Origin of the sequence: Paenibacillus sp. HWE-109 (genome assembly GCF_022163125.1) — a bacterium.
GTDB lineage: Bacteria > Bacillota > Bacilli > Paenibacillales > NBRC-103111 > Paenibacillus_E.
Genome location: NZ_CP091881.1, coordinates 6,754,107 through 6,767,500, shown reverse-complemented (window position 1 = coordinate 6,767,500; position 13,394 = coordinate 6,754,107). Strand labels below are relative to the sequence as shown.

Sequence of the window (13,394 nt, the reverse complement as noted above, 5' to 3'; positions counted from 1 at the left end):
GACGAAATGCCTCGGGGAGCCGTAAGCAGGCTTTGATCCGGGGATGTCCGAATGGGGGAACCCAGCTGTGGTAATGCGCAGTTACCATGCAGTGAATACATAGCTGCATTGGAGGCATACCCAGGGAACTGAAACATCTAAGTACCTGGAGGAAAAGAAAACAAAAGTGATTCCGTCAGTAGCGGCGAGCGAAAGCGGAATAGCCCAAACCAAGGAGCTTGCTCCTTGGGGTTGTAGGACCTCGATATGGGGTTAGTTCGATAGGCGAAGTGATCTGGAAAGGTCCGGCATAGAAGGTAAAAGCCCTGTAGCCCAAATCGAACGAAATCCCTAGAGGTATCCTGAGTACGGCGGGTCACGTGAAACCCCGTCGGAATCCGGCAGGACCATCTGCCAAGGCTAAATACTCCCTAGTGACCGATAGTGAAGCAGTACCGTGAGGGAAAGGTGAAAAGCACCGCGGAAGCGGAGTGAAAAAGAACCTGAAACCGTGTGCTTACAAAAAGTCAGAGCCCTCTTTATGGGTGATGGCGTGCCTTTTGTAGAATGAACCGGCGAGTTACGTTCCCGTGCGAGGTTAAGTCGAAGAGACGGAGCCGCAGCGAAAGCGAGTCTGAATAGGGCGCTTTAGTACGTGGACGTAGACCCGAAACCGTGTGATCTACCCCTGTCCAGGGTGAAGGTGAGGTAACACTCACTGGAGGCCCGAACCCACGCATGTTGAAAAATGCGGGGATGAGGTGGGGGTAGCGGAGAAATTCCAATCGAACTCGGAGATAGCTGGTTCTCCCCGAAATAGCTTTAGGGCTAGCCTCGGAAGATGAGTTGTGGAGGTAAAGCACTGATTGGGTGCGGGGCCCGCCAAGGGTTACCAAGTCCAGTCAAACTCTGAATGCCACAAACTTTATTCCGGGAGTCAGACAGTGAGTGCTAAGATCCATTGTCAAAAGGGAAACAGCCCAGACCATCAGCTAAGGTCCCCAAGTGTGTGTTAAGTGGGAAAGGATGTGGAGTTGCACAGACAACCAGGATGTTGGCTTAGAAGCAGCCACCATTGAAAGAGTGCGTAATAGCTCACTGGTCGAGTGACTCTGCGCCGAAAATGTAACGGGGCTAAACACGCCACCGAAGCTATGGCTTGCACTTTGTGCATGGGTAGGGGAGCGTTGTATGTACGTTGAATTCTGACCGTAAGGACAGGTGGAGCGCATACAAGTGAGAATGCCGGTATAAGTAACGAAAAGATCAGTGAGAATCTGATCCGCCGAAAACCTAAGGGTTCCTGAGGAAGGCTCGTCCGCTCAGGGTAAGTCGGGACCTAAGGCGAGGCCGAAAGGCGTAGTCGATGGACAACAGGTGGAAATTCCTGTACCACCGTAGCCGTTATGAGCAATGGAGTGACGCAGAAGGATAGTGACGCAGACTGATGGATGTCTGTCCAAGCAGTGAGGCTGGTTAGTAGGCAAATCCGCTAACCGTAAGGCTGGGCTGTGATGGGGAGGGAAACTTTAAGTACCGTAGGTCATGATTTCACACTGCCAAGAAAAGCTTCTAGCCAGGCGAAGGTGCCCGTACCGCAAACCGACACAGGTGGGTGAGAAGAGAATTCTAAGGCGCGCGGAAGAACTCTCGTTAAGGAACTCGGCAAAATGACCCCGTAACTTCGGGAGAAGGGGTGCCTCGGTAGGGTGAATAGCCCGAGGGGGCCGCAGTGAAAAGGCCCAAGCGACTGTTTAGCAAAAACACAGGTCTGTGCGAAGCCGCAAGGCGAAGTATACGGGCTGACGCCTGCCCGGTGCTGGAAGGTTAAGAGGAGTGGTTAGGGGCAACCCGAAGCTATGAATTGAAGCCCCAGTAAACGGCGGCCGTAACTATAACGGTCCTAAGGTAGCGAAATTCCTTGTCAGGTAAATTCTGACCCGCACGAATGGCGTAACGACTTGGGCGCTGTCTCAACGAGAGATCCGGTGAAATTTTAATACCTGTGAAGATGCAGGTTACCCGCGACAAGACGGAAAGACCCCATGGAGCTTTACTGCAGCTTGATATTGGACTTTGGTACGATCTGTACAGGATAGGTGGGAGCCTTTGAAGCCTGAGCGCCAGCTTGGGTGGAGGCGCCGTTGGGATACCACCCTGATCGTATCGGAGTTCTAACCTGGTACCGTGATCCGGTATGGGGACAGTGTCAGGTGGGCAGTTTGACTGGGGCGGTCGCCTCCTAAAATGTAACGGAGGCGTTTAAAGGTTCCCTCAGAATGGTTGGAAATCATTCGCAGAGTGCAAAGGCATAAGGGAGCTTGACTGCGAGACCTACAAGTCGAGCAGGGACGAAAGTCGGACTTAGTGATCCGGTGGTACCGAATGGAAGGGCCATCGCTCAACGGATAAAAGCTACCCTGGGGATAACAGGCTTATCTCCCCCAAGAGTCCACATCGACGGGGAGGTTTGGCACCTCGATGTCGGCTCATCGCATCCTGGGGCTGAAGTAGGTCCCAAGGGTTGGGCTGTTCGCCCATTAAAGCGGTACGCGAGCTGGGTTCAGAACGTCGTGAGACAGTTCGGTCCCTATCTGTCGCGGGCGTAGGAAATTTGAGAGGAGCTGTCCTTAGTACGAGAGGACCGGGATGGACGTACCGCTGGTGTACCAGTTGTCTCGCCAGAGGCATAGCTGGGTAGCTATGTACGGAGGGGATAAGCGCTGAAAGCATCTAAGCGCGAAGCCCCCCTCAAGATGAGATTTCCCAGTATGTAAGACCCCTTGTAGACGACGAGGTTGATAGGTTCGAGGTGGAAGTGCGGCAACGTATGCAGCTGACGAATACTAATCGGTCGAGGGCTTAACCAAACTAATCCCAACCAAGTGAAGAAAAGCTTTGTAGCGAATTCCGAGTACTTGATTGGGACCCAGAAATCCTAAGAACATCTAACTTTACGCACGTTTCGTATCTAGTTTTCAAGGCGCAAACCACGCTTTGACTGTTTGGTGATGATGGCGGAGGGGACCCACGCGTTCCCATCTCGAACACGACCGTTAAGCCCTCCAGCGTCGATGGTACTTGAACCGCAGGGTTCTGGGAGAGTAGAACGTTGCCAAGCAGTTTTCCCTGATAGCTCAGTTGGTAGAGCACTCGACTGTTAATCGAGTTGTCACAGGTTCGAGTCCTGTTCGGGGAGCCATTGCTTCCATAGCTCAGTCGGTAGAGTGCATCCATGGTAAGGATGAGGTCACCGGTTCGATTCCGGTTGGAAGCTCCAGTAATTTTCTTTACGGCCCGTTGGTCAAGTGGTTAAGACACCTCCCTTTCACGGAGGTAACAGGGGTTCGAGTCCCCTACGGGTCACCATTTTTATTAAGTTCAATGGAGGCTTAGCTCAGCTGGGAGAGCATCTGCCTTACAAGCAGAGGGTCGGCGGTTCGATCCCGTCAGCCTCCACCATTAACTTCATAAGCCGTTGTAGCTCAACTGGTAGAGCAACTGACTTGTAATCAGTAGGTTGGGGGTTCAAGTCCTCTCGACGGCATGTCTCACATTGGGGATTAGCCAAGCGGTAAGGCAACGGACTTTGACTCCGTCATGCCAAGGTTCAAATCCTTGATCCCCAGTATCTTCTTATGAGTCATTAGCTCAGTTGGTAGAGCACCTGACTTTTAATCAGGGTGTCGTAGGTTCGAATCCTACATGACTCACCATTTGCCTTATTTACAACATGCGCGTATGGCGGAATTGGCAGACGCACTAGACTTAGGATCTAGCGGGTGACCGTGGGGGTTCAAGTCCCTCTACGCGCATTAAATCCTCAGAAGTATTCATACTTCGTGAGGTACCCTGCGGAAGTGGCTCAGCGGTAGAGCATCGCCTTGCCAAGGCGAGGGTCGCGGGTTCGATCCCCGTCTTCCGCTCCATAAAGTAAGCGCCCTTAGCTCAGCTGGATAGAGTATTTGACTACGAATCAAAAGGTCGGGAGTTCGAATCTCTCAGGGCGCGCCATTTTTTTTAGAACTACATAAACTTTCGGGACGTAGCTCAGCTTGGTAGAGCACCTGCTTTGGGAGCAGGGGGTCGCATGTTCAAATCGTGTCGTCCCGATCTTTATTAACTACGCGGGCGTAGTTTAATGGTAGAACTTCAGCCTTCCAAGCTGATCGCGCGGGTTCGATTCCCGCCGCCCGCTTAACAGAAATGAGATCACCTTCGGGTGGTCTTTTTCTTTTATCTGGGGAAAGATAGAGGGGCTTGCGCGATTGAATAAGACATAAATTACCACGGCTAAATCTCTGCTTTTTTTCTATAAAGACTATATGCAGCGGGCGGAATGTGGTAAAATATTCTGAAATGAGTTTTTCTAGCGTCTAGCTTTTATAGAGAGAAGCATTAATGCAACATAGTGAATAGATGAGGTGGAGAGTTATGTTAGAGAATGTAATTGGCCAACAGAAGCAAGCCACGAATAACCTGCTGCGCAGGGACGTACGCTTCTTGGGGCACATCCTAGGTGAAGTTCTGGTACATCAAGGCGGGAATAGTTTACTTGATGTAGTCGAGAAAATTCGTGAGATGAGTAAGTCTTTAAGAGCACACTATGTCATTGAGATCTATGATGAATTCAAGAAGACGATTTCTTCCTTAGATCCTGAGATTCGTCATCAAGTCATTCGGGCATTCGCTATCTATTTTCAACTTGTTAACATTGCGGAGCAAAACCATCGAATTCGCCGCAAAAGAGATTATGAGCGTTCTTCAGGAGAAAATGTTCAACCTGGTTCCATTGAGAGCATTGTCCAAGAACTGAAAAACAATCATATTCCTTTCGAAGAGGTGCAAGAGATACTTAAAGCGATCTCATTGGAGCTGGTAATGACAGCCCATCCAACTGAGGCAATGCGCAGAGCGGTACTTGATATTAATTTGCGTATTTCAGACGGAATGATGAAGCTAGACAACCCTATGTTGACTTACCGTGAGCGTGAACAATTGCGTGAAAAGCTGCTTGGAGAGGTTCTGAACCTATGGCAGACGGACGAGTTGCGTGATCGGAAGCCGACAGTAATCGATGAGGTTCGCAATGGTTTGTACTATTTTGACGAAACCTTGTTTGATGTCCTTCCGGAGATTTATCATGAACTTGAGCGCTGTTTGAATAAATATTATCCGCAAGATACTTGGCATGTGCCTTCGTTCTTGAAGTTCGGTTCTTGGATTGGCGGAGACCGCGATGGTAATCCTTCTGTTAGAGCAAATGTAACGTGGGAGACATTAGGTTTGCATCGTCAATTAGCATTGCAGAAATATGAGGAAGTACTTAAAGCTGCTCTTGAGCATATGAGTTTCAGTAAGAACATCGTGAACGTGAGCGATGCACTTATTGATTCTATTCAATGTGACCGCGAAGCATTGGGGAATGTGCAGGACGTTTGGCGTAATGAGAAGGAGCCTTACCGCATTAAGACGACTTACATGATTGAAAAGGTGCATAATACAGGCAACCCGAACGTTCCAGCAAGCCAGAAGTACAACAATCCAGAAGAGTTTATTGCTGATCTTAAAATCATTGATGCTAGTTTGAGAACGCATTTCGCGGACTATGTAGCAGATAAATATACGAAGAAACTGATCCGTCAGGTTGAATTGTTTGGCTTCCACTTAGCAGCTCTTGATATCAGACAGCATAGCAAGGATCACGAAAATGCAATGACTGAGGTCATGGCCAAAATGGGCATTACCAGCGACTACAGCAAGCTCTCAGAAGAAGAGAAGATCCGTCTTCTGACAGATGTGCTGAACGATCCTAGACCGATCACATCGACGTACTTGAATTACTCCGAGGGTACTCAGGAGTGTTTGGACGTTTACCGTACGATAGGCAAAGCACAGCAGGAATTCGGGCGCAACTGTATCAATAGCTACCTGATCAGTATGACGCAAGGAGCCAGCGACTTGTTGGAAGTGGTTGTTTTCTCCAAAGAGGCTGGTTTATATCGTCAAGAGAGCGATGGTGGTGTGACAAGCACATTGCAATCTGTTCCATTGTTCGAAACGATTGATGATTTGCATGCAGCCCCTGGCATCATGAGCACTTTGTTAGCTATCCCAGCTTACAGAGGCAGTTTGGATCCAGAGACGCAACTGCATGAAATCATGTTAGGCTACTCGGATAGCAACAAAGACGGCGGCGTGATTACAGCGAACTGGGAACTGCGCATGGCGCTTCAGGATATTACGGAAGCTGCCAAGAAGTTCGGTGTGAAGCTCAAGTTCTTCCACGGCCGTGGAGGAGCGCTAGGCCGCGGGGGTATGCCTCTTAACCGCAGCATTTTGGCGCAGCCGGTCGAAACGTTGGGTGGCGGCATTAAGATTACGGAGCAAGGCGAAGTGTTATCTTCCCGCTATTCCCTGCAAGGGATTGCTTACCGCAGCTTGGAGCAGGCGACTTTCGCGTTGATTACAGCATCCAAATTATCGCGTTCGCCTCAGAGACACCCACTGGAAGAGAAGTGGGAATCGATTATGCGTGGTATTTCCGAAGAAGCGCAGACGAAATATCAGGATCTTATTTTCCGCGATGAAGATTTCTTAACTTTCTTCAAAGAATCGACACCGCTCCCGGAAATTGGCGAATTGAATATCGGCTCGCGTCCTTCCAAGCGTAAAAATAGTGATAAGTTCGAAGATTTGCGCGCAATTCCTTGGGTATTCTCATGGACGCAAACGCGTTATTTGCTCCCGGCTTGGTATGCGGCAGGTACAGGTCTCCAAAGCTTCTATCAAGGAAATGCAGCTAATCTCGAAACATTGAAAGAAATGTACGAGGACTGGTCCTTCTTCCGCTCGATGATTGACAATCTGCAGATGGCGCTTGCCAAAGCAGATCTTCAAATCGCCAAAGAATACGGCAATCTAGTGAAGGAATCAGCGATTGCTGAGCGTATCTTCAACCTTATCAGGGAAGAATATGAGCTTACTTCCGCCATTATATTAGAGATCACAGGGCAACAAGAAATTCTTGATAACGTGCCTGTCATTCAGGAGTCTATCCGTCTTCGTAATCCTTATGTAGATCCATTAAGCTATATGCAGGTTGAACTGCTGACGGAGCTTCGGGCACTTAGGGATAATAATGAGGATGACGCGATTTTGCTGCGTGAAGTATTGCTCACCATTAACGGCATAGCAGCTGGACTTAGAAATACAGGCTGATCGACAACTTAGTGCATGAAAGATAAGACAGGATGATAAAGTCGAGGGCCACGTCAATCGTTGGCAGCTCGGCTTTTCCTGTACTTACGCTTGGTGCCCATAGACAGGAGTTGTAAACCAACATGGGGCGATGGTTAGCTATGGTCCTTGTAATTGTGGGAGCATCGAGCTACGGCTTGCTGTCATCTTTTATTAAGATGGCCTACGATTCAGGGTTTACGGATGGACAGATTACACCAGCTCAGATGACAATGGGAACTTTACTTGTCTGGCTGCTAATCCTATTTAACAAGAAATCATGGGTCAATCCGTTCAAGGGGCCTTGGGTGAAACTGGGCTTGATCGGTATTTTTGGATTATCTTTAACGACAGTCTTTTATAATATCGCCTTGCAAGAATTGAATGCTTCTCTATCTATCGTTCTTTTATTCCAATTTACGTGGATGACGATTGCTATGGATTGTATCTTAAAGCGGAGACTCCCAAGGAAAGCTGAAAGCTTGGCCATCGTATTTATTCTGGTAGGTACTTTGCTTGCGGTTAACGTTCTGGATACGAACTGGGAGCATCTCAGTCTGCTGGGTCTGGTTTATGGTCTGCTGTCAGCTTTGACATACAGTGTGTTTCTCTTTTTTACCGGACATGTGGTCAGTCCTCTGCCTCCTCTAATGAATTCCGCTATTATGCTTACCGCGGCTATGCCCGTCATGTATATATTGTATCCTCCGACAGTTTTCGTGCATGAGAATGGTAGTATGCTGCTGTTGTGGGGGCTGCTCCTGGGTTTCTTAGGGCAAGTCGTGCCGACTGTGGCGTTCAATATAGGAATTCCGCGTATCGGGGGGACCCTTGCAGCTATGCTGGGATCTGCCGAACTCCCTGTTGCGATCATTGCCGCATATTTAATTATTGGAGAGCCTGTGAATGGGTTACAATGGTTAGGAATGGGTTTAATTCTGGGTGGCATCCTTATTTCTGAAAACAAAACGTGACTTGCTGCGTATGTATCAGAGAGACTTAATCGAATTGTCGAGAAGCCGGAGGAAATCGAATTGAATTTTGTAGAAGCACGTCTGGCCAAGTTAGCCAGGAATGGGGATCGAAATGCTTTTGCAGAGCTTGTAGAGCTCTATAAGGACAAGATTTTCCATTTGGCATACCGTATGTTAAATAACAAACAAGAGGCTGAGGATGCCGTACAGGAAACTTTCCTGCGCGTGTATACGAATCTGCATCGTTATGATGAGAATCAGAAGTTTTCGACGTGGATTTTCCGAATAGGAACGAATCTATGTATAGATAAACTGCGCCGCAGAAAAAATACGTATTCCCTTGATGCCGAAATGTCGGATGGGGAAGGCAATGATTATTATGCTATGCTTCCGAGTCACGAGGACACGCCCGAGAAGCAAGTGATTGTTTCTGAGACACAGGAACAGATTCGTAGAGCCATCAATTCGCTGCCCGAAAAATATAAATCAGTAGTCATCTTGCGCTACCTGCAGGATATGTCGCTGCAAGAGATATCGGATGTGCTGGAGATGCCCGTCACAACAATTAAAACCCGGGTGCATCGCGGCCGTGAGTACTTGCGGAAACGATTAGAGCAGGAGGAGCAAGATGCCAACACAAATCCTGTTCCATTGTGAAACATATTTGAAATCCAAACGTATGGTATACCACAACATGCAAAAGTCTAAGAAAGGGGTGGCTGAATGATGCAATGTAAAGAAGCCCTCCCGCTCATACATGAATACCTCGACGGTGATTTGCAAAGATCGGATTCTCAGCGATTGAAGGAGCATTTGATTTCTTGCCAGGCCTGTCATGCTTTGTTCAAGCAATTGGAGAAAACGGATGCGATGGTGAGAATGCTGCCTCCTGTGAAGGTATCGGATACATTAACGGCACAGATTATGAGCGGACTGCCACAAATGAAGAAAAGAAATACCTGGATGGACTGGATACGCAAGCATCCGGCTGTTTCGGTAGCTGTTGTTTTTGCAACGGTTATGTTTGGAAGTTTCATGTCCATGTGGAATGATGATACGAATCTGATGGTCAAAGGCAATGATCTTCAAGATGTTGTTATTCAGGGAGATACGGTTACTGTTCCGCAGGGGCGTACGGTGAAAGGCGATCTGGTTGTGCAGCGAGGTAAATTGCAGGTGGAAGGCGATGTAACAGGAAACTTAATCGTGATCGATGGTACCTTGAATCTCGCATCCACGGCGCATATTTCCGGCCAAGTTACCCAGGTTGATGAAGCGCTAGGTTGGATTTGGTATAAAATAGGAGAGTTTGTTGGCATGCTCTCGCGTTGATGCATAACGTCCCCCATTCGGCTTCAGGCTGAGGGGGACTTTTTTTGTTTTAGAAAAATGAACTAAAGCAGTTTAGGGAACGTCATGTGAGGAGAGAAAAATAGAAGTATAACAAGGTTTATGTTATGATTCTATTATAGAGAGATCACTGTGTTCAGTCGCTTGGGGGAGAATAATACATGGACTTACTCACGAGCATCTCGGCTAAGGATATCGTTGATATTCTAATCGTTAGCTATGTGATTTATAAGCTGATCCTGCTAGTACGCGGGACAAGGGCCATCCAATTGATGAAGGGGATCCTTGTTGTCGTTATTACTTGGGTATTCAGTATTTGGTTTAAGCTCAGTACGTTGCAATGGATGATGAATCAAACGTTCACCTTCGGGGTTCTAGGCGTAATTATTATCTTCCAGCCGGAGCTGCGGCGTGCACTGGAGCAGTTGGGCCGCGGGAAGCTGTTTAGCCGTTCATCCTCGGAAGAAGACCAGGATGTGAATAAACGGATCAATGAAGTCATCCGGGCTGCGAATTATTTGGCCAAAAGAAAGATTGGGGCCTTGATTGTTTTCGAGAAAGAGACCGGTTTAACCGACTATATTGAGTCTGGTATTGCGATAGAGAGCAAGATCAGCGCGGAGCTGCTAATTAATATTTTCATTCCGAATACACCGCTTCATGATGGGGCTGTCATTATTCGACAAGGCCAATTAATGGCGGCGGGCTGCTATTTGCCCCTGTCGGAGAATCCCTTCATAAGCAAAGAACTGGGGACAAGGCATCGCGCAGCCATTGGGATGAGCGAGGTTTCCGATGGGATGTGCGTCATTATTTCAGAAGAGACAGGACAGATTTCTTTGACGATGAATGGACATATCATTCGGGACATCAAAGAGGAGTCGTTGATTGCCAAATTGTTCGAGGAATTGAAACCTAAGGCCAAAGCCAACGATAAGAACCCTTTCCTGAAATGGAGGGGCCGTTCGAATGGATAAATGGTTGAGAAATACGAATGTTGTTCGCATTGTTGCGCTTGTTGTAGGGATTCTGCTATGGGTTGTCGTCCATATGGAGGAAACGAATCTTGCGGGCAATTCTCCCTTGCGCGAGCGCGAAGAAACGATTAATAACGTCGCGATTACGACCAAATATGACGAAACCCATTATCATATAGCCTCGATGTCACCGGCTAATGTTCAGGTCATTTTGAAAGGGAAGGAAGCTTCCGTCAAGAAAGTGACAACAAGTAATACGTATCAAATTGAACTGGATATGACGCAGGTGGGCAAAGGCGATCATCAACTAACGTTGAAACCGGTGGGATTCCCAGCGGATGTTGAAGTACAGATTGTGCCCAGAACGGTGCATGTCATTATAGAAGAGCTCCAAATGAAAGAAGTACCCGTGGTCATTAATGTGAAAGGTACGCCAGCAGCGGGACTCAAAGCCGGGCAGCCGATCGTTAAACCGGGCAAGGTATATATTACAGCACAAACCAGCAAGCTCGATCAGATCGAGAATGTGCGCGGCGAAGTTTCCGTAGATAAGGCGCAATCCGCTGTTACGAAGCAGGTTAGATTGCAAGCTTATGATAAAGACGGCAAGGAAGTCACCGTCAATATGAATCCTTCTGTTGTCGATGTGGAAGTACCGATTACGAGTCCGTTCCAAACGATACCGCTGCAGCTCAAAATAAGCGGCGAGCCACCAAAAGGATTCGCGATCGCTATGGTCACGCAAAGTCCTGACAAGGTGACTGTCTATGGAACGCAGGATGTAGTCGATAAGTTGGAATTCTATCAAGGACCGCAACTGAATATTCAAGATGTCAAAGAAACCAAAGATTATTCACTGGACATTCCTTTGAGGAATAAAGTAACTCAACTGGATCCGGCCAAAGTAACGGTGCGTGTAGAAATTGTTCCGTCTACGACGAAAGCTTTGGAGAATGTCCCGCTAACGATTATTGGTCAAAATGAAAACTACTTAACCAAAGTAATAACGCCGGAATCGGCTCAACTGAATATCACCGTAGAAGGTGCACCTTCGATTATTGACCAAATGAAACTACAGGATGTGCAGGCGATTCTGGATGTTAGTAATTTACCACCTGGTAAGCACGAGCTGAAGGTGACTTTAAACTTGCCAACTTATGTTAAGCTTGGCATGCCGCAAGAAGTAAAGGCCGTAGTAGAAATCAGCGAGAAAACGGTAAAACCTGCTAGTTCAACAAGTCCAAGCACAAGTCCAACGGCAAGTCCAACCGCAAGTCCAGCAAATCCATAATGGGTCATAGAGAAAGAGGAGAATATTAGACATGGGGAAATATTTTGGTACAGATGGTGTTCGAGGCGTCGCTAATGGCGAGCTGACACCAGAATTAGCTTATAAAGTAGGTCGCTGCGGCGGTTATGTCTTAACTAGACAAGCAAAGCATCCGAAAGTCGTGATCGGGAGAGATACACGGATTTCGGGGCCGATGCTGGAGGCTTCTTTAGTAGCTGGTTTATTGTCGATTGGTGTCGAAGTTATTCGAATTGGTGTGGTAAGCACACCTGCGGTAGCATATTTGACGAAGAAGCTTGGCGCAGATGCGGGCGTTATGATTTCCGCTTCGCATAATCCTGTTGAGGACAATGGGATTAAGTTCTTCGGGGGCGACGGCTTCAAGCTATTGGACGAGACGGAACTTGAAATTGAGCAGCTGCTTGATGCTGCTGTTGATGAATTGCCTCGCCCAGTTGGCGGCGAGATTGGTACGGTTACAGATGAGCCAGATGCGAAGCTTGCTTATCTGGCGTTCTTGAAGGAAACGGTATCCCAGTCTTTCGCTGGATACAAGGTCGTTCTGGATTGTGCGAATGGCTCTGCCTATGAGCTTGCACCTACCATATTCCGCGAGCTGGGAGCGGAAGTGATCACCATCGGCGCTGAGCCGAACGGTCGCAATATCAACGATCATTGCGGCTCGACGCATCCTGAAAACCTGCGCGCTGAAGTGGTGAAACATGGCGCAGCCATAGGTCTTGCTTTTGATGGCGATGCGGATCGTCTGATCGCGATCGATGAGACGGGCGAGGAAGTCGACGGAGACTTCATCCTGAGCATTCTGGGCGAGGCGTTGAACCGCGCAGGGAAGCTGAACCACGGCACCATTGTGACGACGGTGATGGCGAATATTGGCTTTTTCAAAGGGATTGAAAAAGCAGGTCTGAAAGCTATGCAAACGGCTGTTGGCGATCGCTACGTGATGGAAGAAATGCGCAAAGGCGGCTATAACTTAGGTGGAGAGCAGTCGGGTCATGTCATTTTCTTGGATTACATCTCTACAGGTGATGGGATTCTAACCGCTTTGCAATTGGTGAACACGATTGTGGAGTCTGGCCGTAAGCTGAGTGAATTAAAAGGCATCATGCGCAAATTCCCGCAATTGCTGGTGAATATTCGTGTAGCTGACAAGAGCAAGCTGAAAGACAATGCTGTGATTGAAGAAGCTATTCGCAAAGTGGAAGATGAACTTGGCGACAATGGCCGCGTGTTAGTGCGTCCTTCTGGTACGGAGTCCTTGATTCGTGTTATGGCTGAAGGCCCTGACAAAGAACAAGTGGAAGCTTATGTCCATGATATTGCGAAGGTCATCCAAGAGCAATTGGTATAATATAGGTTATCCCCCCAATCGTTGTTTGCAAGGCTGCAGCGGATTGGGGGATTTTCTGAAGAAAAAATAAGTTGCACAAGACGCATAAAATGAATATGATGTATTTGACTCAAGAAGGAAAGGCAGGGCAGAGGTTGACCCATACTAATAGCGCCAGAACTCGCAAGCGGAACGGGAAATGTAGCCAAACTGCTACTACGCAGGTGAGTTGA

Annotated in this window: 7 protein-coding genes, 12 tRNA genes and 2 rRNA genes (1 of these 21 only partly in view); all 21 read left to right on the top strand. The window is 48.0% G+C overall.

The genetic code is table 11. From position 1 onward, the window contains the following. Positions 1 to 2,849, top strand: a 23S ribosomal RNA gene (locus LOZ80_RS28875) (it extends 66 nt beyond the left edge of the window). 134 nt (positions 2,850 to 2,983) lie between these two features. Further along, positions 2,984 to 3,100 (top strand): 5S ribosomal RNA (gene rrf, locus LOZ80_RS28870). Positions 3,101 to 3,105: 5 nt separating this feature from the next. Then, a tRNA-Asn gene (locus LOZ80_RS28865) sits at positions 3,106 to 3,181 on the top strand. A 2-nt stretch (positions 3,182 to 3,183) separates the two neighbouring features. Further along, positions 3,184 to 3,259: transfer RNA gene (locus tag LOZ80_RS28860), tRNA-Thr, on the top strand. Positions 3,260 to 3,273: 14 nt separating this feature from the next. Then, positions 3,274 to 3,348: transfer RNA gene (locus LOZ80_RS28855), tRNA-Glu, on the top strand. A 17-nt stretch (positions 3,349 to 3,365) separates the two neighbouring features. Further along, a tRNA-Val gene (locus LOZ80_RS28850) sits at positions 3,366 to 3,441 on the top strand. 12 nt (positions 3,442 to 3,453) lie between these two features. Continuing rightward, positions 3,454 to 3,526, top strand: a tRNA-Thr gene (locus LOZ80_RS28845). Between the two features lie 10 nt (positions 3,527 to 3,536). Continuing rightward, positions 3,537 to 3,608 (top strand) — tRNA-Gln (locus LOZ80_RS28840). Between the two features lie 11 nt (positions 3,609 to 3,619). Then, positions 3,620 to 3,695: transfer RNA gene (locus LOZ80_RS28835), tRNA-Lys, on the top strand. Positions 3,696 to 3,714: 19 nt separating this feature from the next. After that, a tRNA-Leu gene (locus LOZ80_RS28830) sits at positions 3,715 to 3,794 on the top strand. 39 nt (positions 3,795 to 3,833) lie between these two features. After that, positions 3,834 to 3,908: transfer RNA gene (locus LOZ80_RS28825), tRNA-Gly, on the top strand. Positions 3,909 to 3,916: 8 nt separating this feature from the next. Beyond that, positions 3,917 to 3,993: transfer RNA gene (locus tag LOZ80_RS28820), tRNA-Arg, on the top strand. Positions 3,994 to 4,018: 25 nt separating this feature from the next. Continuing rightward, a tRNA-Pro gene (locus LOZ80_RS28815) sits at positions 4,019 to 4,092 on the top strand. Between the two features lie 14 nt (positions 4,093 to 4,106). Continuing rightward, positions 4,107 to 4,177: transfer RNA gene (locus LOZ80_RS28810), tRNA-Gly, on the top strand. A gap of 236 nt (positions 4,178 to 4,413) precedes the next feature. After that, positions 4,414 to 7,200 carry a phosphoenolpyruvate carboxylase gene (ppc, locus tag LOZ80_RS28805; RefSeq protein WP_238167884.1) on the top strand — a complete coding sequence of 929 codons (2,787 nt, stop codon included), beginning with the start codon at positions 4,414 to 4,416 and terminating at the stop codon, positions 7,198 to 7,200. 122 nt (positions 7,201 to 7,322) lie between these two features. Beyond that, positions 7,323 to 8,192, top strand: coding sequence for a DMT family transporter (locus LOZ80_RS28800; protein WP_238167883.1), 870 nt, complete (start codon positions 7,323 to 7,325; stop codon positions 8,190 to 8,192). A gap of 60 nt (positions 8,193 to 8,252) precedes the next feature. After that, a complete protein-coding gene (gene sigW / locus LOZ80_RS28795) occupies positions 8,253 to 8,849 on the top strand; it encodes an RNA polymerase sigma factor SigW (protein WP_238167882.1) in 597 nt (198 codons plus the stop codon). A 66-nt stretch (positions 8,850 to 8,915) separates the two neighbouring features. Further along, a complete protein-coding gene (locus tag LOZ80_RS28790; protein ID WP_337950982.1) occupies positions 8,916 to 9,524 on the top strand; it encodes a zf-HC2 domain-containing protein in 609 nt (202 codons plus the stop codon). Between the two features lie 179 nt (positions 9,525 to 9,703). Then, positions 9,704 to 10,519 carry a diadenylate cyclase CdaA gene (gene cdaA / locus LOZ80_RS28785; RefSeq protein WP_189015222.1) on the top strand — a complete coding sequence of 272 codons (816 nt, stop codon included), beginning with the start codon at positions 9,704 to 9,706 and terminating at the stop codon, positions 10,517 to 10,519. Next, positions 10,512 to 11,810 (top strand): CdaR family protein, encoded by a 1,299-nt coding sequence (locus LOZ80_RS28780; protein WP_238167881.1) that lies wholly within the window; start codon positions 10,512 to 10,514, stop codon positions 11,808 to 11,810. The genes cdaA and LOZ80_RS28780 overlap by 8 nt, the downstream gene beginning before the upstream one ends. 31 nt (positions 11,811 to 11,841) lie before the next feature. Then, positions 11,842 to 13,182: a phosphoglucosamine mutase gene (gene glmM / locus LOZ80_RS28775; protein WP_238167880.1), complete on the top strand. Its 1,341-nt coding sequence runs from the start codon at positions 11,842 to 11,844 to the stop codon at positions 13,180 to 13,182. The last annotated feature ends 212 nt before the right edge of the window (positions 13,183 to 13,394 follow it).

Bases quoted from the DNA above. Each gene is read 5' to 3' on its own strand.
- ppc (WP_238167884.1), top strand. From the start codon at position 4,414: ATGTTAGAGAATGTAATTGGCCAACAGAAGCAAGCCACGAATAACCTG.
- LOZ80_RS28800 (WP_238167883.1), top strand. From the start codon at position 7,323: ATGGGGCGATGGTTAGCTATGGTCCTTGTAATTGTGGGAGCATCGAGC.
- LOZ80_RS28790 (WP_337950982.1), top strand. From the start codon at position 8,916: ATGATGCAATGTAAAGAAGCCCTCCCGCTCATACATGAATACCTCGAC.
- cdaA (WP_189015222.1), top strand. From the start codon at position 9,704: ATGGACTTACTCACGAGCATCTCGGCTAAGGATATCGTTGATATTCTA.
- LOZ80_RS28780 (WP_238167881.1), top strand. From the start codon at position 10,512: ATGGATAAATGGTTGAGAAATACGAATGTTGTTCGCATTGTTGCGCTT.
- glmM (WP_238167880.1), top strand. From the start codon at position 11,842: ATGGGGAAATATTTTGGTACAGATGGTGTTCGAGGCGTCGCTAATGGC.